The organism is Flagellimonas sp. HMM57 (assembly GCF_021390175.1).
Taxonomy (GTDB): Bacteria; Bacteroidota; Bacteroidia; order Flavobacteriales; family Flavobacteriaceae; genus Flagellimonas.
In genome coordinates this window covers 1,428,605-1,449,593 of sequence record NZ_CP090004.1, presented here as the reverse complement: position 1 = coordinate 1,449,593, position 20,989 = coordinate 1,428,605, and the positions used below count along the sequence as shown (strand labels likewise).

General features: G+C 37.6%; 20 protein-coding genes and 1 tRNA gene. 11 read left to right on the top strand and 10 right to left on the bottom strand.

Going from position 1 to position 20,989, the window contains the following annotated elements; genetic code table 11:
- Positions 1-25 precede the first annotated feature (25 nt).
- Entirely contained in the window at positions 26-535 is a 510-nt protein-coding gene (locus LV716_RS06425; protein WP_163416929.1) for a nuclear transport factor 2 family protein, read from the top strand.
- On the opposite strand, the gene LV716_RS06420 is transcribed toward LV716_RS06425, so the two are convergent.
- Both LV716_RS06420 and LV716_RS06415 read right to left on the bottom strand, forming a co-directional pair.
- Positions 532-1,008: a hypothetical protein gene (locus LV716_RS06420; protein WP_163416928.1), complete on the bottom strand. Its 477-nt coding sequence runs from the start codon at positions 1,006-1,008 to the stop codon at positions 532-534. The two genes, LV716_RS06425 and LV716_RS06420, sit on opposite strands and share 4 nt — an antisense overlap.
- A 9-nt stretch (positions 1,009-1,017) precedes the next feature.
- A complete protein-coding gene (locus tag LV716_RS06415; protein WP_163416927.1) occupies positions 1,018-1,776 on the bottom strand; it encodes an SDR family NAD(P)-dependent oxidoreductase in 759 nt (252 codons plus the stop codon).
- Positions 1,777-1,907: 131 nt separating this feature from the next.
- Between LV716_RS06415 and LV716_RS06410 the strand changes: the two genes are divergently transcribed.
- The 4 genes from LV716_RS06410 to LV716_RS06395 are packed head-to-tail and all read left to right on the top strand — an operon-like array spanning position 1,908 to position 5,250.
- Positions 1,908-3,947, top strand: a complete 2,040-nt coding sequence (locus LV716_RS06410; RefSeq protein WP_163416926.1) for a S9 family peptidase — start codon at positions 1,908-1,910, stop codon at positions 3,945-3,947.
- The gene (locus LV716_RS06405; protein WP_163416925.1) at positions 3,940-4,374 is read left to right on the top strand and encodes a hypothetical protein; all 435 of its coding nucleotides are present in this window, start codon (positions 3,940-3,942) and stop codon (positions 4,372-4,374) included. Before LV716_RS06410 ends, LV716_RS06405 begins: the two co-directional genes overlap by 8 nt.
- 50 nt (positions 4,375-4,424) lie before the next feature.
- The gene (locus tag LV716_RS06400; protein WP_163416924.1) at positions 4,425-4,832 is read left to right on the top strand and encodes a DUF2141 domain-containing protein; all 408 of its coding nucleotides are present in this window, start codon (positions 4,425-4,427) and stop codon (positions 4,830-4,832) included.
- A 25-nt stretch (positions 4,833-4,857) separates the two neighbouring features.
- Positions 4,858-5,250, top strand: coding sequence for a DUF423 domain-containing protein (locus LV716_RS06395; protein WP_163416923.1), 393 nt, complete (start codon positions 4,858-4,860; stop codon positions 5,248-5,250).
- Positions 5,251-5,258: 8 nt separating this feature from the next.
- Here LV716_RS06395 and LV716_RS06390 read toward each other — a convergent pair whose 3' ends face one another.
- The 8 genes from LV716_RS06390 to LV716_RS06355 all read right to left on the bottom strand — a co-directional run bounded on the left by LV716_RS06390 (position 5,259) and on the right by LV716_RS06355 (position 12,475).
- On the bottom strand, positions 5,259-5,972 hold the full coding sequence (locus tag LV716_RS06390; protein WP_163416922.1) for a hypothetical protein: 714 nt from the start codon (positions 5,970-5,972) through the stop codon (positions 5,259-5,261).
- Positions 5,973-6,003: 31 nt separating this feature from the next.
- Positions 6,004-6,669 carry an ankyrin repeat domain-containing protein gene (locus LV716_RS06385; protein ID WP_163416921.1) on the bottom strand — a complete coding sequence of 222 codons (666 nt, stop codon included), beginning with the start codon at positions 6,667-6,669 and terminating at the stop codon, positions 6,004-6,006.
- A gap of 65 nt (positions 6,670-6,734) precedes the next feature.
- Positions 6,735-7,487, bottom strand: a complete 753-nt coding sequence (locus tag LV716_RS06380; protein ID WP_163416920.1) for a DUF4097 domain-containing protein — start codon at positions 7,485-7,487, stop codon at positions 6,735-6,737.
- 72 nt (positions 7,488-7,559) lie between these two features.
- Positions 7,560-8,351 carry a HEAT repeat domain-containing protein gene (locus LV716_RS06375; protein WP_163417882.1) on the bottom strand — a complete coding sequence of 264 codons (792 nt, stop codon included), beginning with the start codon at positions 8,349-8,351 and terminating at the stop codon, positions 7,560-7,562.
- A gap of 2 nt (positions 8,352-8,353) precedes the next feature.
- Positions 8,354-8,878: an RNA polymerase sigma factor gene (locus LV716_RS06370; RefSeq protein WP_163416919.1), complete on the bottom strand. Its 525-nt coding sequence runs from the start codon at positions 8,876-8,878 to the stop codon at positions 8,354-8,356.
- 356 nt (positions 8,879-9,234) lie between these two features.
- Positions 9,235-11,472 carry a ferrous iron transport protein B gene (gene feoB / locus LV716_RS06365; protein ID WP_163416918.1) on the bottom strand — a complete coding sequence of 746 codons (2,238 nt, stop codon included), beginning with the start codon at positions 11,470-11,472 and terminating at the stop codon, positions 9,235-9,237.
- Positions 11,469-11,711, bottom strand: a complete 243-nt coding sequence (locus LV716_RS06360; protein ID WP_163416917.1) for a FeoA family protein — start codon at positions 11,709-11,711, stop codon at positions 11,469-11,471. Before LV716_RS06360 ends, feoB begins: the two co-directional genes overlap by 4 nt.
- Positions 11,712-11,800: 89 nt before the next feature.
- Positions 11,801-12,475, bottom strand: a complete 675-nt coding sequence (locus tag LV716_RS06355; RefSeq protein ID WP_163416916.1) for an SCO family protein — start codon at positions 12,473-12,475, stop codon at positions 11,801-11,803.
- 155 nt (positions 12,476-12,630) lie between these two features.
- On the opposite strand from LV716_RS06355, the gene rseP reads away from it, so the two are divergent.
- The 6 genes from rseP (at position 12,631) to LV716_RS06325 (ending at position 20,984) form a co-directional block, all read left to right on the top strand.
- Positions 12,631-13,947, top strand: coding sequence for an RIP metalloprotease RseP (rseP, locus tag LV716_RS06350; RefSeq protein ID WP_163416915.1), 1,317 nt, complete (start codon positions 12,631-12,633; stop codon positions 13,945-13,947).
- Positions 13,948-14,085: 138 nt separating this feature from the next.
- Positions 14,086-14,159: transfer RNA gene (locus LV716_RS06345), tRNA-Asn, on the top strand.
- Positions 14,160-15,737: 1,578 nt separating this feature from the next.
- Positions 15,738-16,139 carry an AraC family transcriptional regulator gene (locus LV716_RS06340; protein WP_163416914.1) on the top strand — a complete coding sequence of 134 codons (402 nt, stop codon included), beginning with the start codon at positions 15,738-15,740 and terminating at the stop codon, positions 16,137-16,139.
- Between the two features lie 82 nt (positions 16,140-16,221).
- Complete coding sequence (locus LV716_RS06335; protein ID WP_163416913.1) at positions 16,222-17,592, top strand: amidohydrolase family protein; 1,371 nt, start codon at positions 16,222-16,224, stop codon at positions 17,590-17,592.
- 473 nt (positions 17,593-18,065) lie between these two features.
- Complete coding sequence (locus tag LV716_RS06330) at positions 18,066-20,123, top strand: serine hydrolase (RefSeq protein ID WP_163416912.1); 2,058 nt, start codon at positions 18,066-18,068, stop codon at positions 20,121-20,123.
- A 645-nt stretch (positions 20,124-20,768) separates the two neighbouring features.
- A complete protein-coding gene (locus LV716_RS06325; RefSeq protein ID WP_163416911.1) occupies positions 20,769-20,984 on the top strand; it encodes a hypothetical protein in 216 nt (71 codons plus the stop codon).
- Positions 20,985-20,989 lie beyond the last annotated feature (5 nt).

Below are 20,989 nucleotides of genomic sequence, written 5' to 3'. Positions count from 1 at the left end.
AAAGTACATTCTAAAAGATTGAGTTATGCGCAAGTTAATTTTGATACTCTTTGTATTCACTGCTTTTTTGAGCTATTCCCAAGATTCTGTCACCCAAATTCAAGAAGAAATCAACAGAGAAGTTTGGAAGCGTTTCAAAATAGCTTTTGAAACGCTAGACGGTATTGCATTAAATTCAATATATGCAGATGAGGTACTAAGAGTAACCCCACAAGGAATTGATACCGAGAGTATATTTAAATCCGGAAATCTGGAGCGGTTTCAAAAAAATAAAGCAGATGGAATGTCTATTGCGCTGGACTTCTGGTTCGATAGTAGGCATACCAATGAATCCACATCATACGAAGTAGGTTTTTATCGAATTGGGTTCAAGGATAAGGCAGGCGTGACCAACTATAGCTATGGGCAATTTCATATTGTGCTCAAAAAGATTGATGGCACTTGGAAGATAACCCAAGATTGGGATACCACCAATATCAATGGGAAACCCATTACAGCTGAAGATCTAGCTAAGAAAGAGTTTCAAAAATTTTAGTATTCCAATTCTTCAAGCATTAACCCAAAATCATATTGCAGATCTTCATGTAAGAGAAGTATTTTTTTACGGATATAGATTAGTTGCCGCTCATAAAGGTTGGTCAACGTAGTGTTTCGTTCAATAGAGGGTCTAAAGTCTTTGAGTTTTTGGCAAAAATATAGTAGCAGCTCAACTTCTGTTTCCTTGTTCCCCGAGTAACGGATATACTTTTTGAGATTCCTGAGGATTTTTCGAATACTTTTTTTAATGTAGAAATAGCTACTGGTATTGATTTCTTCGAAGAGTTCGTCTATTTCGGACTTTACGGTTTCTATATACCCTTCTTCATTATCTGCTTCGAACAAGAGATAAGTCAATAACTCTTTATTTTCTTTTTTAAATTTTGATAAGCGAAGGCATAATTCCAATAACTCATCAGGATTTTTATGTTGAAGCTCTTTTTTAATTTGGACAACGGTAGCTGCTTTCATAATGCAAAGTTAACTCCTTAAATAAGAAGCCCCATTAACATCAATAATTGTTCCCGAAGAATACTCAGCACCTTCCGAAGCTAAGAAAAGTATGGCATGAGCTACTTCTTTTGGCTGTGCCATGCGCTGAAAAGGAGATTCCCTAAGCAGGTTTTCCCGTTCGGCAGGGGTCAAGGTTACAGCGGCCATTTCAGTTTCGGTAAAACCGGGAGCCACAACACCAATATAGATTTTATGGGGCGCCAATGCTTTTGCCAAAGACTGACTCATGGAATTCAATGCAGCTTTGCTAGCACCGTAGGCCGGTTTGGTTGGCTCTCCTCTAAAAGCACCTCTAGAAGAAACATTTACAATACGTCCGCCTCCTGTTTGCATCATGGCTTTTGCACCCCAATAGCACAAATTTGAAACTGCAAAAAGATTAGTTTTGAAGGTGTTTTCCCAAGCTGATGTCCAATGGTCAAAATCAACTTCATCAATTGTATGAAAAATAGAGATGCCCGCATTGTTAACCAAAATGTCCAATTTGCCATAATGCGAGACAAAGTCGTTAATGAGTTTTTCAGGACCTCCTTTTTCCGAAATATCTTGTTGGAACAGTTGATGACCCGTACCTGGCAACTCTTCTAGTGTTTGTTTTGCATTTTTGGTATTTGTTCTATAATTAATGCCCACTTTGGCACCTTTTTCGGCAAAAGCAATTGCCGTGGACTTTCCAATGCCCCTCGAAGCTCCAGTAATTAAAATATGTTTTCCCGAAAAATTCATTTTGACAAAAAGTATGGAATTAGTTTTTGTTGCGTGAAATTAGTTGTTTTTAAGAAGAATATCCGATACTTCAACTGGTTGTTGAAATCACTTCTTTCCACTACCTTTAAAAATTACAAAAACAGCCTAACATGCGTACTCTTTTTCCATTATTTGTATTTCTTTTTTCAATCCAATTTTCAACTGGACAAAAACAGCATTTCTCTTATTTGGATGTCTTTGATCTGCAATATGTGTCCGACCCTCAAATTTCGCCAAATGGGGAGTGGGTGGTATATCGCAGAATGGGCTTTGATATGATGAAAGATAGATCTGTCGGGAATTTATGGCTCATAAAAACTGATGGTAGCCAACACCAAAAAATGACGACAAGGGAAGGCAACGAGTCCAGGGCCAAATGGTCGCCCACAGGAGATAGAATCGTTTTTTCCAGCAGTACGGAAGAAGGTTCTGAAATCTACATGTATTGGGTAGCTTCAGGCAAAGTTGCCAAGCTGACCCAACTGCCTTTTAGTCCCAGTTCTTTAACGTGGTCACAAGACGGAAAGCAATTGGCTTTTTCCATGAACGTTCCCAAAGCACCACTAGTGATTGCCAAGATTCCCAAAAAACCAAAAGGGGCAAAGTGGGCAGATTCCCCACGGATTACGGATAGGGTCTATCATGAAGCAGATGGCCGTGGCTATATAAAGCCAGGGTTTAACCATATTTTTGTTATGCCTTCCAATGGAGGTGCGGCAAGGCAGATTACTTCTGGGGATTGGCACCACAGAGGCACACTATCGTGGGCGCCAAATGGTTCTAAAATTTACTTTTCAGCCAATCGGGTAGAAGATTGGGAATATCGTTTTCGTAATAGTGAGATTTATTCTGTCGATGTTGAAAATGGTACAATAGTCGCTTTGACCGACAGGGATGGCCCGGACAACACTCCAGCAATATCTCCAGATGGAAAACATATAGCCTACATCAGTTATGGTGATAAACGGGAAGCCTATCAAACACGAAAATTATACCTCATGGATAGTGATGGTGGCAATAAGCGAAGCATTACGGACAATTTAGATAGGAGTGTTTCAGGATTGATGTGGGATGCCAAGAGCAATGGACTTTATTTTAATTATGATGATAAAGGCAATGGAAAGGTTGGCTATGTAACTACTTTGGGAAAAATAACCAAGCTAGCGGACAATAGAGGAGGAACTACCCTTGGAAGGCCTTATGGTAGTGGTTCGTACAGTGTTTCCAACAGCGGTACTATTGCCTATACCCATTCAAGACCCGATTACCCTGCAGAACTTGCGATTATTGGCCCAAAGGCAAAAACACCTAAAAAAATCACAGATTTAAATGGTGGATTATTAAAATATAGAACTTTAGGAAAGGTGGAAGAGGTATGGTATAAATCTTCTTTTGATGGCAGGGATATTCAAGGATGGGTAGTTTATCCCCCAAACTATGATGCCTCTAAAAAATATCCGTTCATGGTAGAAAACCACGGAGGACCAATTCTTAATTACGGAGATCGTTTTTCCATTGAAATGCAGCTCTATGCATCCGAAGGGTATGTAGTCTTTTATCCAAACGCTCGCGGAAGTACAAGTTACGGAGAAGAGTTCGCCAATTTATTATACCGTAACTATCCAGGGCAAGATTATGACGATACTATGGACGGCGTGGATCATTGTATAAAAATGGGAATTGCTCACGAAGATCAGTTGTTTGTTACGGGTGGTAGTGCCGGAGGCATCATGTCCGCTTGGATGATTGGCAAGAACAATAGGTTTGAAGCGGCAGTGGTCGCAAAACCTGTCATGAACTGGATCAGTAAGACCTTGGTCGCCGATAATTATTTTGGCTATGCCAATTCGCGATACGAAGGACAGCCTTGGGAAAATTTTGAGCATTATTGGAAATTTTCACCAATTTCGCTCGTTGGTAATATAGAGACCCCAACTATGGTAATGGTAGGCATGAACGATTTGCGAACGCCACCAAGTGAGGCCAAACAATTGTACCACGCTTTAAAATTGCGCAAAATTGAAACCGTTTTGGTCGAGATTCCGGGGGCAAGCCATGGAATTGCAAGCAAACCGAGTAATCTGATCGCCAAAATTGCACATACCGTTGCTTGGTTTGACAGGTATAGAACAGCGAACAAAAATGAATAAAGAGAAACGGCATTGGTTGTGGAATATCATAATTGTTGTAACACTCGTTGTTTGCGTTTTTGCATTTATCCTACACTATAAAAACTGGCATAAAATTGAAGAAGGGGAGCTTAGAATCCTATCTGGCATCTATTACCAGAACATCCCAATAGCGGAAATCGACAGTCTTTTATTGGTCGATAAACTGCCCGAAATGGAACGTTTTAACGGATTCTCTTGGATGGCAAAGGAGAAGGGAGTGTTCAACGATTCCATTACACAGACCAAAGTTTATGTTTTTGTAGATGATTTAATGCAACAAAAAATAAAGCTGGTCCATCATGATTCACTAAAGACGTATCTAAATTTTAATGATAGCTTACAGACCCAACAATTTTACGAAACCTTGAACTCGCAATTCATGGCAAACCTTGAGAACCCTAATTAAGTTTTGACACAATACGTGTTTTTTAAAAATAGCTGATATCAAAAGTATCTATGAGATTTACTTGTTTTTCTTTTTTTCTGATTCCTGCTTTTTTGCTTTCACAACATACGATTACGGTAAATGTGACCAACATTCCTTCGGAAGAGGGAAATATTAACGTGGCAGTTTATGATTCTGATGCAACTTTTTTAAAGTTTGAAGGTGTTTTTAAATCTGGAAGCACCTCTGCCAAAAAAGGAAAGGTCAGTTTAAAAATTGATGATATCCCCACTGGAAAGTATGCCATAGCACTGTTTTATGATAAGAATGGCAATGACGAGTTGGATACCAATTGGTTGGGGATTCCCAAAGAAAAAGTAGCCTTTTCCAATGCCAAAATGAAAACGTTTGGTCCCCCAAAATATGAGGAATGTGCTTTTAGAGTAACTTCGGACTTTGAAATTCGCATAGACTTATAAACTTACATTAAGCAACGACATTCCTATGGAAACGATTTTACTGGCCCAAGTTATGGGCGCTCTTTACGGACTTTTGGCGGTTATTTTTGGTGCATTCGGTGCACATGCCCTAAAAAAGAAACTCACCCCAGAACTCCTCCATAGTTTTGAGACTGGGGTGAAATATCAAATGTACCATGCTATTTTGCTCGTCATTCTGAGCTTCAATTTAGGCTTTGACCAATCTTTAGATAGCTATATCGCCTATTGTTTCATTATAGGCATTTTGTTATTTTCCTTCAGTATTTATGGCTTATGTCTAAGCGCTGCCAACGGAAAAAAACTTCGTTTTCTTGGGCCCGTTACGCCGATAGGAGGTTTGCTACTGGTGATTGGTTGGGCTTTGTTGCTGTATTCTTTTATCGCTCCAATACTATAAATACCATTCTAAAGCCTAAGATACATGTTCCCGTTTACGGTATCTAACCGCAAGCTGTTGGTGGCGTTTCCAAAGTTACCTTTGACTTTTTGACCAACGTGGCGGTCGGTCACCTGCAAGTCTAGTTTTTCATCTGCATAGATTTGCCCGTGAACCGTTTCTGCGCTGAACGTAGTATCTGTGAGTGTTACATCTATCTCTCCATTAATAGTCTTTAGGTCTAGGTCACCCTTGTATTTTTTGATATCGATAGTGCCATTGATCAAATCAGCAGTAAAATCCCCTTCAATGATTTCTGCTTGCAAATCACCATTGATACTGCTCACCGAGAAATTGGCATTTTTGGGAACATACAAGGTATAATCAAACTGATACATTTGATAGGTGAAGTAATAGCGTTTTTTTCCATCTGGCCTGTTTTTATCGCGCTCTTCTTGGAGTGCCTTAAAAATTGCCTTTGTCTCTGAAGTAATTGTGATGGAACTGGAGCTTTCCTTTACATCGAGTTTGTACATGTCAAGATATTTTTCACCCTCGGTCATTATCTCTGCTTTAAAGTATACCGTAGATTTATCCCATGTCTTCACCTTGATGTCCGAAGCGAATTTCACATCAACGGAAACGGTCCGGTTGTTAAGTCCAATATTCTTTTCAATGATTCTTTGGGCATTCAACGGTAGGTATAGAAAACCTACCATCAGTAGTATTACTAATTGTTTCATGATTGTTCGTTTTTTGATGCTATAAACTTTATTACAGGTACTTTCTTAAAAGGGAAACCATTTTCTTGTCATTAGAGGCAAGGGCATGGTACATAGGGTTTTCATCACCTGGGGCCTCAAGTTTTGGATCTGCCCCGTTTTTTAATAAAAGTTCTGCGACCTTTTTATGACCGTTCTTTGCAGCTTGTATCAATGCAGTACCATCGCCAGTGACTATGGTATTGACTTCGGCGCCATTTTTAATAAGATAGTTTGCCACCTCATAGTTGCCTTCTCTTGCAGCAATCAACAACGCAGTGCCATCGCCAGAAAGCGCTTTATTTATAGTCGCTCCTTGTTGTATCAAATAGTCAACAAGCGCCACATTATCATTTAATGCGGCTGCCATCAATGGGGTTTCGTCTCCTTTACTATGGAACTTTACATCTGCCCCTGAGGTTATTAATTGCTTTACGATTTTAAGATTCCCCATTCTTCCTGCCAAGACCAAAGGTGTTCGTGGATCGCTGTTCCATTGGCACGTACAATTTGGGTCGGTGGTTTTAAGAAATTGTGTAATTTCTTCTGCTTCATTGACTTCAATCGCTTTGAGTAAGGTTTTACAAGAATCGACATCTGTTCTTTTGGCCTGGGATAGCATACTAAGAAATCCAAGTAACGTGAATACGGTTAAAAATAAGGTTCTAGTTTTTTTCATGATTGTTCGTTTTTTGATGTTTCGACTTTGCTCAGCACAAGTATTTCGACTTCGCTCTGTACAGCTTATTTTTTTCTTAGATAAATAGTTCCATTGGTGGACTTTAGTGAGATATTCACTCCTCCATTGTTGATCGTTGCTTTTACTTTTCTGCCGGACATTGATTTTAGTCCATCCTTTTCTTCCCGCGTAAGCTCAAAATCGGTATAAATATCTCCATTGGTCGTACTCATGACCAAGTCTGATGGAGTATCCGAAGGGAGGGTGACATCCACTTCGTCATTTGTGGTATAAATAGAGATGGGAGAGTCTTGATTTACTTTTCCAAAAACCACGTTAATTTCGCCGTTCAAGGCATTAGCGGTAACAGGGCCTCTTGCATCCAAGATCTCTATACTACCGTTTAATTCCGCATCTGCTTCGATTTCTCCATGAAAGCCGCTCATCTCAATGTCGCCATTCCATGTGCTTTTAACCGATACATTTTGGTCCTTGGGCAAGTAGATTTCGCCTTCGTCATTCTTTCTCAGGTTTTTGACAATCAAGGTGTTTCCATCCTGTACTACATAAAAACCAACATCGGTATTGTCGGAGCCTCCTTCGCCAATAAGTCTAAGGCCTTTCGCCCTTTGGGATACTTCTGAGCTTCTACTGTTTTTTATCAATAGTTCATCCGCAGAATGTGTCTTTAGGATAATGTCCGATTTTGATTCGATTTTGACCCATTCAATACCACTTAGGGATTTGGTGTAATCTGTTTGGGATTTAGCACTTGTTCCTATGACAAATGCGAATAAAATTAGTGTTAACTGTTTCATGATTTTTCGTTTTTGATGTTTCGACTTCGCTCAACACAGCTATTTCGACTGCGCTCAGCACTTTACTTTTGTTTATATAATTTTTGGTAATCCTTGTTCAATTTCTTTTTTGATAAAAGGTTGTGTATCCTCTTTTTCCAATAATTTTTGCATAGGACCTATGGCTTTTTTTTCCTGTATTTTCACCAATGCTTGTATTATAGCAACCTGTATGCTTGGATTTTTCTCTTGTTCCAATGCCTTAATAAAAGCGATTTTTACTGTTTCCGAAGTAGTGAAACCTGATAGTGCTTCAAAGGCATTTAACCGTACGTTGTCATTTTCGTCATAAAGCAATCGGTCCGTTAATGCTTTCACGATAGCTTCGTCTGGATTTGGAAATTCCTCAATATAATTTACGCCTTGAATGCGTTTGCTTGCAGATTGGTTTTCCATTAAAGAAAGCATTGCAGCTTGCTTAAACTGAAGGGTCTCGTCTTGTAGAACAACCAACTCTTGATTGTTTTTCTGTGATTGTATCACCCTACCTATTTGAAAAGAAGTAACCAATAGTGCAATACTTGCGGCAACCTTGAGCAAGTTGGACGCCCAATTGGATTTTTCTTTTTTGGGAGCAATGGAAACTATTTTTGTGGTAGCGGCTTTTTCTTGGTTCAAAGCTGCTTCAAACTTAACCGAAAGCCTATCCGAAGGAACAGAAACACTATCGTTTTTAAAGGCTTTGAACAAGAGTTTCATTTCGTCCAACTCTAGTTTGCACTGTATACAACTTGCCAGATGTTGCTCTATCTTTTGTTTGTCGCTATCGTTCAATGTATTGTCCAGATATTCTGGGAACAAATCTGATATATGGTCGTCTTTCATAGCTATATACTTTCTAAATAAATATTCTTAAGTTTTTTCAATACCCTACAGACCCTTGTTTTTACAGCTCCTGGAGTACTTCCAATAATTTCTGCCAGTTCTTCGTACTTCACTTCTTGAAACCGGTTTAAGATGATAAGTTCTCTGTCTGCTGAATCGAGCTTGTTGAGTGCGTTTTGTAAATGCGAATAGTCTTCTTTTTCAGTTTCCCCATTTTCTGCAGGTTTGAATTCGAGTACATCGATATCATCGTGTTTTTGATTATTCCTTGTAAAATGGGTCTTTAAATTATTTCTTGCTATGGTGAATAACCAAGACAGAAAAGACCCATTCTTGTATGAACTTCTATACTTGATTAATTTGTAAAAGACATCTTGTGTTAAATCCTCGCTCAACATGCTGTCTCCCGACATTTTGTACAAAAAATTATATACGTGTTTATGATGTCGGTCAAAAAGAACCTTTAACAAATCCAGATTGCCCAAAGCAACTTTTTGCATTAACATTTCATCTGAAAGCTCTTTCAAATCTTCTTTTTAATTGGTGTTGTTATGCTATAGAATCAGGAATTTAGAAAAGGTTACACAAGAAGTGGAATTTTTTTGAAAAATTGTTTTCTAAGGAGAAGTTTGACTATTGATAACGTTCAAAGTACGAGACGGGAAGTACAAAGTATGAAATAGGAAAAAGTGCGAAGTACGAAAAGAGTAGACTTTTTATCAACCATCAAATATTCAGCTACATCCACAATCTTCTTGACCACAAGATTTGGAAGTCTTTTTTTTGCTTGAAACCAAAGACTTGGGGAGCACAAATTTCCATAACAAATATCCAATCGCGACGGTTAAGGTCAGATACATCAAAGTGTGTTGCAGAAGTTCCATTAGTTAAGAATTTGATAAGCGGTCAATGCTACAAGATACGCAATAATGCTCATACTTAGTAATTGTAACAAGGGCCACTTCCAAGAGTTGGTCTCTTTTTTTACAATAGCTAAGGTACTCATGCACTGCATGGCAAAAGCGTAGAACAGCATTAAAGAAATTCCTGAAGCTAAGTTGAAAAGGGGCTTTTTCCCCGAATGGTGCAGCTCGGCCGCCATTCTACTTTTAATGGTTTCTTCTTCATCATTGCCAACACTATAAATGGTTGCCAAAGTACCTACAAATACTTCTCTAGCTGCAAAAGAGGTTATTACTGCTATTCCTATTTTCCAATCATAGCCCAATGGTCGTACCAAAGGTTCTATAGTCTTGCCTAAGTTACCTATGTATGAATGTTCTAATCGGTAGCTTGCTATTTCCTGTGCTCTTGCTCTTTCTTTAAGAATATTTGTCATTATTTGCACAGAATCTTGTAGTGATTTTAATCCAATGGCATTAGACTGGTCGACGACACTCAATTTTGTATTCTGCTTATATGCAGTAATATTATTCTGAATGTAATTTTTGCTATAGGGGGACAATCCTTGTTCCTCAATTCTTTTGCTTACGATTTCTTCCGCATTTTTAAAATCTTTGGAATATCCATTGGAGCCCAAGAACCAAAGCACGATTGAAATTGCCAGAATAATCTTTCCCGCCCCAAAAACAAAACTTTTGGTCTTTTCCAGAACGGTATAGGCAACATTTTTTATTAGCGGAAGCCGGTATGTGGGCATTTCTACCATAAAAACAGAACTACTTCTTATTTTGAGGATCTTATTCAATACCATGGCTGAAAAAATGGCCATTCCAAATCCCAAAAGATATAAGAGCATCAATGTTAATGCCTGATAGCTTAATCCTAAAAATCTCCCTTCAGGGATTACCAGGGCAATAAGGATAAGATAAACCGGTAGTCTGGCAGAACATGTGGTAAACGGTGTTACTAAAATGGTAATCAATCGTTCTTTCCAGTTTTCAATAGTTCTGGTCGCCATAACTGCAGGGATGGCGCAGGCGGTTCCAGATATAAGCGGCACGACACTTTTGCCACTTAGCCCAAAAGGGCGCATGAGTTTGTCCATTAGAAAAACCACTCTACTCATATACCCTGTCTCTTCAAGTAGTGCGATGAACAAGAATAAAAAGGCTATTTGTGGAATAAAGATAACGATGCCCCCAATGCCCGCAAGAATACCTTCAGCCAATAAATCTGTAAACACACCAGCAGGCAGGGTGTTTTTGATCCATTCCCCTGCCATTGCAAATTGCTCGTCGATAAAGTCCATGGGATAAGTGCTCCAGTCAAAAATAGCCTGAAAAATAGTGAGCAGAATGACAAAGAAAATAATATAGCCAAAAATCTTATGAGTCAAGATTTTGTCTAGGGAAGCCCTTAATCCTTTAGCGGCTTGAAAATCTACTTTGTAGGTTTCTTTTAAAGTGTCATTAATAAATTTGTAACGTAGTACGGTTTCTTTATGCTGTAGTTTTTTGAGCTCTGCTTTGGATTTTGTGGAAAATGAAGTGGCATCTTGAATCCGCTTCTTCTCAATACGCATAAAATTCACATCTTGCGTAATGACCAACCAAAGTTTGTACAAATCCTCTTTTGGGAAAGCTTTCTGTAAACGCTCAAAATATTCTGGGGAAATTCTAGCGGTATTCACATTTGGTGAATTGGACAATGCCGTATAGTCGGCAATCAATTCCTTAATGCGTGCAATGCCATTGCGTTTTCGGGTACTTACCAGGGCAATTTTTGTATTCAGTTTTTTTTCTAAGGCCTCAACATCAAGTGTGATCCCTTTTCTGGACATCCTATCGGACATGTTGATGACCAAAATTGTTGGAATCCGTAAATCCTTTATTTGGGTAAATAACAATAGATTCCTTTTTAGGTTTTCTACGTCACTTACTACTACGGCAACATCTGGATAATCTTTATCTTTTTTATTTAGCAAAAGCTCTATAACCACGCTTTCGTCCAATGAAGTGGTGTTTAGACTATAAGTACCAGGGAGGTCAAGAATATGGGCTTTGACACCCATAGGTAGTTTGCAGATTCCTTCTTTTTTTTCAACGGTGATGCCCGGATAGTTGCCTACTTTCTGTTTTAATCCGGTAAGTTGGTTAAAAACGGAAGTTTTTCCGGTGTTAGGATTCCCAATGAGTGCAACATTGATTTTTTTGCTCATACGGTCGTGGAATCTTCAATAACATCAAGCTCAATAAGTTTAGCCAAAGAACGTCTTATAGCTATGTGGCTTCCATTCACGTTGATGTAAATAGGGTCGTTTAAAGGCGCTGTCTGTATCAGTTCCACCATGTTACCTGGCAAGCATCCCAATTCCAATAACTTTATAGGAAGAGCGGTTCCTAAAAAATCACGTATAATTCCCTTTTGCCCTTGTTTAAGATCGGTAACTGTGGCCACAAAATCTTATTTAGATTAATTTTAATTAAGCGCAAAAATAGGTAAAAAAGCGCATATGGATTTCCAAATATTCAAAAGACACTCTTAAATTATTCAGAATAGCTGGCTTTTAAGATGTCCAAATCTATAAGAAGCTTCTCTATTTCTTCTGGATTGGTTCCATCGTAAAAACCTCGAATACGTCGTTCCTTGTCCACTAGAATAAAGTTTTCGGTATGGATCATATCATAGGGGCCACCATCGCCATCGGTTTTTACTGCCAGATATGATTTTCGAGCAAGCTCATAGATTTGTTTTTTATCACCAGTGACCAAATTCCATTTTTTGTCAATAACGCCCTTTTCTTTGGCGTATTTTTTTAACTGGGGTACGGAATCAATGGCTGGGGTAACCGAATGGGACAGCAACAATACGTTGTCATCGTCCAAAATCGAATTTTGTATCTGCACCATGTTTTTGGTCATAATGGGGCAGATGGTGGGGCAGGTGGTAAAAAAGAAATCTGCCACATATATCTTGCCTTGATAATTCTTTTGGGTTATCATATCGCCATTTTGATTGATCAATTCAAAATCGGCTATGGTGTGGTACTTTTTTTTATAGTGCAAAGTGCTATCGACCAATTCTTGACTTACCATAGAGGGTTGGAAAACGGGAAGCATTTTTTTTGGCTGCAACGCATTGTAAAACAAATAGATGATGACTGCAGAAAGTAGCAACAGGACAACCCCAAAAAATTTGTATTTTGAGAAAAATGAGCGCATAGCCTACAAAATTACGACCATAGGGTAGATTCTTCAAGATAAAGTATGAGTTTTGGTGCTAAAACTTTCTTAAATCCGTTAATTGACATGGTCATCTTTTTTAGGAAAGTGTTAAAAGCTTACTTTTGTGAGCTTAAATTTAGATACAGTTGTCGATGGGTATTTTTACGCAGATAGTGATGTTCGTGTTGATCATCTCTGTTTTGGTGATTTTGCATGAGTTGGGGCATTTTCTGCCCGCCAAATATTTTAAAACCAAAGTTGAAAAGTTTTACCTCTTTTTTGATGTTAAATTTTCCCTGTTCAAGAAAAAGATAGGGGAGACTGTTTACGGTATTGGATGGTTGCCTTTGGGCGGTTACGTTAAAATCGCCGGTATGGTGGACGAGAGCATGGATACCGAGCAAATGAAGGAGGAGCCAAAACCATGGGAGTTTCGTAGTAAACCGGCATGGCAACGTCTTATCATAATGATCGGGGGAGTAGTGGTTAATTTTCTTCTTGCATGGATTATCTACACCTTTTTACTTTTCAATAATGGCGATACCTACATTCCTTCAAAAAGTTTAAAGTACGGTATTCAGGTTGATTCAATAGGAGAGAAACTGGGTTTAAAGACCGGGGATAAAATAGTTGCTGTGGATGGTAAACCGTCCAAACGATTTAATGAAGCCGTTCTCGATATTATTTTAGGAGATGAAGTAACAGTAGACAGGAACGGTGAAAACCTGACGTTTCCACTGACCGACGAAGGCAAAAAAGAAGTGCTTGAATCTCAAGGCCGAAACTTTATTGGATATAGATCAAAGGCCAAAGTCCTAGCGGTCTTAGATTCATCTGTTGCAAAAGAGGCAGGGATAACAGCCGGGGATGAAATTTTACGTATCAATGGTGAAAAAGTTGATTTTTGGGATGAGTTTACGGATATCGTACAATCTTCACCCAATAAAAAGCTGGATATTCAAGTACTAAATGATGGAAAAGAAAAAACCATCACCGTTACTGTTCCAGAAGAGGCGAAAATAGGGGTTTATCCAGATTATGATGATCTTAGAACGACAGATACCTTTGGATTTTTTCAAGCAGTTCCCGCTGGTTTCACTAGAACTATCAAAGTTTTGACCGACCAAGTAAGACAGTTCAAAATAATATTCAATTCCAAAACAGGTGCCTATAAGCAAGTAAAAGGACCTATTGGAATTGTTGAAATGATGCCAACATCTTGGAACTGGACTTTTTTCTGGAGCTTCATGGCCATGTTCTCCGTTTGGTTGGCCTTTGTGAACATTTTGCCCATCCCAGCTTTAGATGGCGGACATGTCATGTTTTTATTATATGAAATGATCAGTGGAAGACCGCCAAGTCAAAAAGTATTGGAGCGGGGACAGATAGTAGGTTTTGTTATTTTAATGGGGCTTATGGCCGTAATCTTCGGTAATGATATCTGGAATCTTGTGAAGCGTTTTATTTAGGTTTTGATGTTTTGCATGTTTCTATAATGCACTCTGATTTTTTATGAAATTTTGGAAAAAATTTTAAGGGTAAAAAAGTTTTTTTGTTTGTAACGTAATAAAGAAACTGCTATATTTGCAGCCGCTTAAGACAAATATTCCTCCTTAGCTCAGTTGGTTAGAGCATCTGACTGTTAATCAGAGGGTCCTTGGTTCGAGCCCAAGAGGGGGAGCAATAATAGTAAGGCTTTAGAGAAATTAAACTCTAAAGCCTTTTTTATTTGCACGCAATTTGCACTCGGATTGAGAAAAATTTTATTTGGAGTTAAACTTTAACATTTCAGTCTAAAAATTTCTAGAATTACTTGCAATTTGTCCCAAATCCTTACCCTTAAACTTTGCGCATGGATCCTGTTCCAATTTTATAGTGTTCGGAAAGATACGCGTAAAGTAAAATTGGGATAGGGCGCACCTACCATCCTCTTAATATCCTTTTTTCAATCTAAAATGAGACTTTCAAACAGCACTAAACAATGTCAAATTAAATTTGACACAAAAAGTTTCCCAAACGGCTACAAATTGAGGTAAATAATATTTTTACAGTAAAAAATTCTAGTGTTTACGGGACCTACCAAGGTTTTTACAGTAAAAACTTATTTTGATCATACTTTAAATCATCATAATTTATTGAAAATCGAAAAACTAAAAAACGTAACATTGCGTTAGCGTGTTACCCTCTTGCTTTACATTCTTCGTCCTGCAGGTAGGACAAAAACTGTAAACACTAAGGCCTTTCGCGTCAATCATATTTGGCCAAAAGACTCCAAATTTTGCTGATACCTAAAATCTAAAGAAAATCAGATTCTTAGAAATAAAATAAACCTGTTTAACATTAATTATAATCAAAATGTGATAAGAAACTGAATATGTGTGTCGAACTGTCCCATAAAAGGTGAATTAGCGAAACTATTAAAAAAGACCAAGAAAAGGACACCTCAATTATCCGGAAATTGATTTTGTCATACATTCCCTTAAAACTGCCAAAAAATAAAACCCGGTTCTATACTGATTAAATCAATAATTAGAAATAAGTAATTTTAACCCATGGCAAGGTGAATTCTTGTCAAATTGTTTAACAATTAAGGTTTTATCAAATAGGTTCACTGTTCATTATAGGGATTTTACAAGGACTCATACTTGGCTTTGGTTTACTGATCAAAAAACAGAAAGATAAATCAATTGATATTTGGTTGCCTCTATTGATATTAATAGCGACCTTATGGATATTTGGTGAATATTTAGTGCAAAATTCACTTTATCTTCAGATTCCAATTGTTTTCTTGATTGCTACAACTGCTCCACTGATATTGGGCCCTATTCTTTATCTTCACATTCGCGGATTTTCAAACCAAAAAAAGTCCTCTTTTAGCAATCGTGACCTGTTGCACTTCGTAATAGCATTAATCTATACTTTGTTTGTTCTAGGCTATTATTACTTTTATTTAAAAGGAGATCCAAAAAAGCTAATTATTGGTTTTAATTCAGTAAATACAGGGGAAAATTTGATTTCCTTTCCTAGTTTAATTAAGGGATTACATCTATTATTATATACCAGTAGTTCTATTTATTTACTTCGAAAACAGAGGTTGAGTATAAAAAGTTCTTTATCAATATTCATTTTATCATTTATTATTGTACAAATAGCTTTCTGGACTACTATTATATCTGGAAATCTTATATCTGATTCATTTTATGCGATTCTCTTGGTTGCACTTATTTTTTTTCTAGGGTATATTGGGTTCTTCTTTCCTATGAATTTTACAAAACCAAAAATCGAAAAATACAGCTCTAATAAACTTTCTTACCAAAAAGCAAAGGAAATCTTTGAAAGAGTGGACTATCAAATGGTTAAACAACAACTGTTTCTAGACCCACAATTATCTTTGAAAAAAATATCCACAGAGCTCGCAGTTAACGAAAGACAACTTTCCCAGACCATTAATCAAGTCTCAAAAAAGAACTTTTCAGATTACATAAACTCTTACAGAGTGGAACATGCTAAGTCTCTTTTATTATCTAACGATCATAATCATCTTAAAATTCTGGGAGTTGCTTTTGAATCTGGTTTCAATAGCAAGGATTCGTTCTACACATCGTTCAAAAAATTCACAGGGAAAACACCAAATCAGTTCAGAAAGCAAAAAGAGGAATAGAATCCATCCGTTTAAATGAATCTGGGATGATGATTCCGTACTTTTTTTGAATGAATTGTTCCCAGTTTTGCTAAAAAAGACAATGAGATACTTAGTTTCTTTGGTTTTGATTGTTTCAACGACCATGCAATCCCAAACTGTCTCCTTAGAGGGGGTCAATATAGTAGACGTAATTTCTGGTACGATAATAAAAAATCAGAATATCCAATTAAACAATGACATCATTCAACAGATTGGTCCAAGACCATTTAGGAAATCCGACAAAAGAATAAAACTAAAAGGCAAATATGTCATTCCTGGTCTATGGGACATGCATGTTCACCTGACCAACGTTGGTAAAGAATCTCTGCCGCTTTTTATAACCAATGGCATTATTGGCGTAAGAGATATGGGTGGAAATTGGAAGGATATCAAAAAATGGAAGGAACAAAAACATAGTTACTGGCCCACAATTTTCTCTCCAGGCCCGATACTTGAGTCAAAACCATTTTATCAACTTGTAAAACAGTTAATGGGACCGGATTTTGCAAAAACAAGAATTCCCGTTCCTTCACCTGAAAGGGCCTTTGAAATCATAGACTCTCTAAATACAGAAGGTGTTGATTTTATTAAGGTAAGATCTGCAAAAGATATGCCTACCTTATCAGCGATTGTACAATTCGCCAAAAAAAAGAACCTTAATGTTGCTGGCCATATCGAAGCTAACCTTAGAATGATGGATGCATTGAATATCCATCTTTATAGTGTGGAACATACAACCTTTTTCCAATTGTTAGGAGCTGAAGATTCTATAAAGGAAAGTATCATCGAATCCTTTAAAAGTAAATCCCCTTACTTCACCCCAACACTAATAGCAACTGAAAATTCAAGGCTCAACTCTACAGCATTTAAAGATCTAACAGCTATTGAAAAACAACAACTTAGTCCAGAACTTAAAGAAAACTGGGAAGTTTTTGATGCCATTAAAATGTTGGAAGCTCCAATGAAGTGGGACAGTATAAATGCAATTTTCAATGAATTCTCCAAGAGGATTGTCAATCCAGAAACTTTGTTAGCTGGAACAGATTTAGGAGTGCCGGGAGTTTTAACCGGTTCAAGTCTTCATAAGGAACTTGAATTACTAGTAAATAGATTGGATGTGACAAATTTGACTGCCCTCAAATCCGCTACCATCAATGCATCAAAAACCCTTGGCCTTCAATCAGAATATGGAAGCATCGAAGAAAACAAGAAAGCCTCTCTATTGGTTTTGGATAAAAACCCACTGGAAAATATAGCTAATACTAGAACGATTTATATGGTAATACACAATGGTATAATAATCGATAAGGAAAAAGGCATTGAACTTACAGCAGATGTAGAAAATGAATTAAATCTAAGTAGAAAGAATTATCCCAATTCCATTTTGGACCATCTAAAAGAAAGCATAAAGAGAATGAAAGGAAACAAGTAGCTAAATCAAGAGCAGCAACTTGCCCACTATTCTTGAATGGAGTTCCTCCATCCCGATATTAACTCGTTCTCATTATTTAGCAATTCATCCAAATCATTGAACCCCAAAAGTCCTATCAGCTTTTCCCTTCCATATTTTAAATCTATATATCTAACAATGGAACTGGCCAGACCATACTTATTGTCACCTTCCCAAAAACTCGCAAGTTTGGATGGTGGCCCATTTGTTAAGATGAAAAATTGTTAAAAAAAGAGTTTTTGACGAATCAAAGTTTAAAAATTCCATTCTCTTTCCGATGAATAACTAAAAAAATGTAGTGGATGAAGATAGATAAAGGATTTTGCCCTATGGAACTTTGAAAAAGCATTCGTGGTTTCAAATCCTTGACGGTATAAATCCTAAAATTTTCTAGCACTACTGTAACAAAACTGATAATAAGAATTCTTTAAAATCAAATTTCCAAACATCTAAAAATGATACGATCTATGACCCGAATTATGCTAGTATTTTCTTTATTGATACTGTTCGCAAGCTGTAAGAAGAAAGAGCTTACAGAGGTGGAAATACAAGAAGGGTTAGTCTATGCACTACCGATAGAGATGCCCAAAATTGATGGAAATCTGGACGATTGGCCCCAAACGATAAAGTGGAATACGATATCCAGGCCTTTAAAGCATCCTGAATCCAAAGATACCTTACGAAATACAGCGTTCAAGGTAGCGTACGATTCGGATAATAGCAAGTTGTTTGTGGCAGTACGGTATTTTGACAAGTACAGACTAATCAGTGACTCCCTATCCAATGCGTCACAAGACGTGCATATACTTTACATAGATAACCATCGAGATCTTGGGGGGCCGGCCGTATTGTCTCACTATGCTAACGAAAGAATTGCGAAAACAGAAGGAACAAACAATTCTTGGGATAAGAGTATAGCGCAATTTACTTCCGAAAATATTACATCCAAAACAAAGTATGAAAACGGAAAGGTCACAATTGAATATGAGGTGGAACTTGGAAAGCCCATAGAGGTCGGAAGCTCCATAGGTCTAGGTCACATGACTGTTGATTTTAACAAGGATAACACCAATGAGTTGATTGTATGGACAAAGGCAGGTGCCAAAAGTTATACTTCCCAGAGAATGGGTGTTGTAGTGTTCGCAGATACTGGATATTTGAAGAAAATGGGAAAATTACAGGGTAAGATTCAACCGCCAAAAGGCACTGTTCTGGAAATGCCTAAATATCTTAGGGTCAAATCGATGGATAATGCTAATCTGTGGTTTGATCTAGCAGTAGACAGCATAGGCAACTATAGTGCACAACTACCTATGGGGAGGTATAGCATAACTCCATTTTCCACTTTTATAAGTAAGGGTGAACAAAAGACGGCAACAGATATAAGTTGGATAAAATGGGATAAGACACTTTCCCATTCCGAAGTAGTAGTAAAACAAAATGAAGAAACTGTGCTTGAGGGGCCGGAATTGCACTTGAAACCTTTTGATTCACCAGAATATCCCTTATCGCTATTATTGGATGAAAAAGAGTATGACAAATCGATTATTAAAGCGGAACTAACAAAATATATGGATTACTTTCAGGTACCGGGCATCAGTTTAGCGATTATCAAAAATGGTAAACTAAAGGATACCTTGACCTTAGGAAAGGCGAACGCTTATTCTGGTACTGCATTGGACAATAAGTCCCTCTTTGAGGCGGCTTCCATTTCCAAGCCTGTATTTGCTTTTGCTGTAATGCGCCTTGTTGAAAAGGGTATTATTGATCTTGATGAACCGTTGTACGAAACTTTGACACATCCTGACGTGGCAGACGACCCTAAAATGAAATTGATTACGGCACGCTACGTTCTCAATCATAGCACAGGTTTTCCAAATTGGCCGGGAGGAAACGCAAACAATAAGTTGTCGATCAATTTTACTCCAGGTACAAGTTTTGGTTACAGTGGAGCTGGATTTGAGTACCTCAAAGATGTAATTGTCATTAAGACGGGCAAAGACATTTCTACGGTATTAAAAGAGGAAGTCTTGGATGTTTTCAACATGAAAAATGCGTACTTCGAAGAAAACGACTACCTTAAAGAATACAAAGTCAATGGTCATCTGGATGGTCACCCTACTCGACGGGATTTTCTCGAAACCGCTGAGGTGTCCTCTAGTTTGCACATCAATGCTGCCGAGTTGGCCAAGTATTTTATTGGAATAAGAAACAGAGAAGGGTTACAACCGAAAACGTACGACGCCTTTCTGGAATTTGATACTCGAACCCATAGCGAATGGGAAGATAAAATTGGTTGGAAAAGCTGGTTTGGTCTTGGAATGGGGCTTCAAGAAACACCATTGGGCAAAATCTTTGGGCATAGCGGCAACAATGGTGATTTCACATGCATTGCCACGTATTTTGAAGAAAAAGATGTTGGTTTTGTATTGATGACCAATAGCAATAAGGGCGGCATATTATTTGAACCTCTTGAACGTATGCTCGTATCGGGCAAAAACGTAGGTCGTTAGTCTTTATACTACTATTAAAACCTTAGTGATATTGCTCTTTACTTTCTACAAATGATATTCAACGACACTGTCAATTAAAGTAATTCAAGGAAACTCTTGATAAAAGGGCTTTGAAGACTAAATGGCACAAGAACCCTAACACACTATGGTTTTTTATTTACTGTTTTTGAAAAAAGTAACTTTTTGACAAATACATAAGTAGGTGAACCTATTACTTTTACCCAGAACCTGGAATTTTATAGCAATCGAACCTACTTTACTTTGCATATAATTTTTAATGAAAGTTTAGTTTCCCCGTCTTGGTCAAGTGCGGTAAGTAACATCCATAAAGAGAATTTTCCTTATAGGATGTCCGTACTTGTTCCGAGTAAACGAATCATGGGTTCGTTTTTGTCCCTCTTGTTCTTTGAAGGGCAGTTTTTTTTTAATCCAAAACATTTCAATGCCACAAGGTGTCTTCCAATGGTCGCACTAAAGAAAATGATGCGCCAGGTTTTGCTGGTTATACACGAGAATGCATTATGGGATATCAGAATTGTAAATAACACACGCTCTTTTTCTGATAATTGAAAAACAAATAAAACGTAAGATGATGAACCACATAAATGTTGAAGTATTAAGTTTAATTCTAAAAATGGATATATAATGATAGGAGGAACAATTCTGCTGATTCTTGCACTGGTTTTTTGGTTCGTTATGTCAGAAGCCCCATCCGAAGAATCAACAACCATGTTTGTAAAAGTATTCAAATCTATATTTGGAGTAAAAGGATACGTGGTTACCATTAAAGTTTTGGCGGTAATTCTTTTATGCGCTTCGCTCTTTGAGTACTATAAATATTTTACGGTAACGTCGTTATAATTATA

Excerpts from the sequence above, each read along its gene's own strand:
- LV716_RS06335 (WP_163416913.1), top strand. The coding sequence starts at position 16,222 with ATGAGATACTTAGTTTCTTTGGTTTTGATTGTTTCAACGACCATGCAA.
- LV716_RS06410 (WP_163416926.1), top strand. The coding sequence starts at position 1,908 with ATGCGTACTCTTTTTCCATTATTTGTATTTCTTTTTTCAATCCAATTT.
- LV716_RS06380 (WP_163416920.1), bottom strand. The coding sequence starts at position 7,487 with ATGAAACAGTTAACACTAATTTTATTCGCATTTGTCATAGGAACAAGT.
- LV716_RS06395 (WP_163416923.1), top strand. The coding sequence starts at position 4,858 with ATGGAAACGATTTTACTGGCCCAAGTTATGGGCGCTCTTTACGGACTT.
- rseP (WP_163416915.1), top strand. The coding sequence starts at position 12,631 with ATGGGTATTTTTACGCAGATAGTGATGTTCGTGTTGATCATCTCTGTT.
- feoB (WP_163416918.1), bottom strand. The coding sequence starts at position 11,472 with ATGAGCAAAAAAATCAATGTTGCACTCATTGGGAATCCTAACACCGGA.
- LV716_RS06415 (WP_163416927.1), bottom strand. The coding sequence starts at position 1,776 with ATGAATTTTTCGGGAAAACATATTTTAATTACTGGAGCTTCGAGGGGC.
- LV716_RS06425 (WP_163416929.1), top strand. The coding sequence starts at position 26 with ATGCGCAAGTTAATTTTGATACTCTTTGTATTCACTGCTTTTTTGAGC.
- LV716_RS06390 (WP_163416922.1), bottom strand. The coding sequence starts at position 5,972 with ATGAAACAATTAGTAATACTACTGATGGTAGGTTTTCTATACCTACCG.
- LV716_RS06375 (WP_163417882.1), bottom strand. The coding sequence starts at position 8,351 with ATGAAAGACGACCATATATCAGATTTGTTCCCAGAATATCTGGACAAT.
- LV716_RS06420 (WP_163416928.1), bottom strand. The coding sequence starts at position 1,008 with ATGAAAGCAGCTACCGTTGTCCAAATTAAAAAAGAGCTTCAACATAAA.
- LV716_RS06340 (WP_163416914.1), top strand. The coding sequence starts at position 15,738 with ATGAATTTTACAAAACCAAAAATCGAAAAATACAGCTCTAATAAACTT.
- LV716_RS06355 (WP_163416916.1), bottom strand. The coding sequence starts at position 12,475 with ATGCGCTCATTTTTCTCAAAATACAAATTTTTTGGGGTTGTCCTGTTG.
- LV716_RS06385 (WP_163416921.1), bottom strand. The coding sequence starts at position 6,669 with ATGAAAAAAACTAGAACCTTATTTTTAACCGTATTCACGTTACTTGGA.
- LV716_RS06405 (WP_163416925.1), top strand. The coding sequence starts at position 3,940 with ATGAATAAAGAGAAACGGCATTGGTTGTGGAATATCATAATTGTTGTA.
- LV716_RS06325 (WP_163416911.1), top strand. The coding sequence starts at position 20,769 with ATGATAGGAGGAACAATTCTGCTGATTCTTGCACTGGTTTTTTGGTTC.
- LV716_RS06400 (WP_163416924.1), top strand. The coding sequence starts at position 4,425 with ATGAGATTTACTTGTTTTTCTTTTTTTCTGATTCCTGCTTTTTTGCTT.
- LV716_RS06330 (WP_163416912.1), top strand. The coding sequence starts at position 18,066 with ATGATACGATCTATGACCCGAATTATGCTAGTATTTTCTTTATTGATA.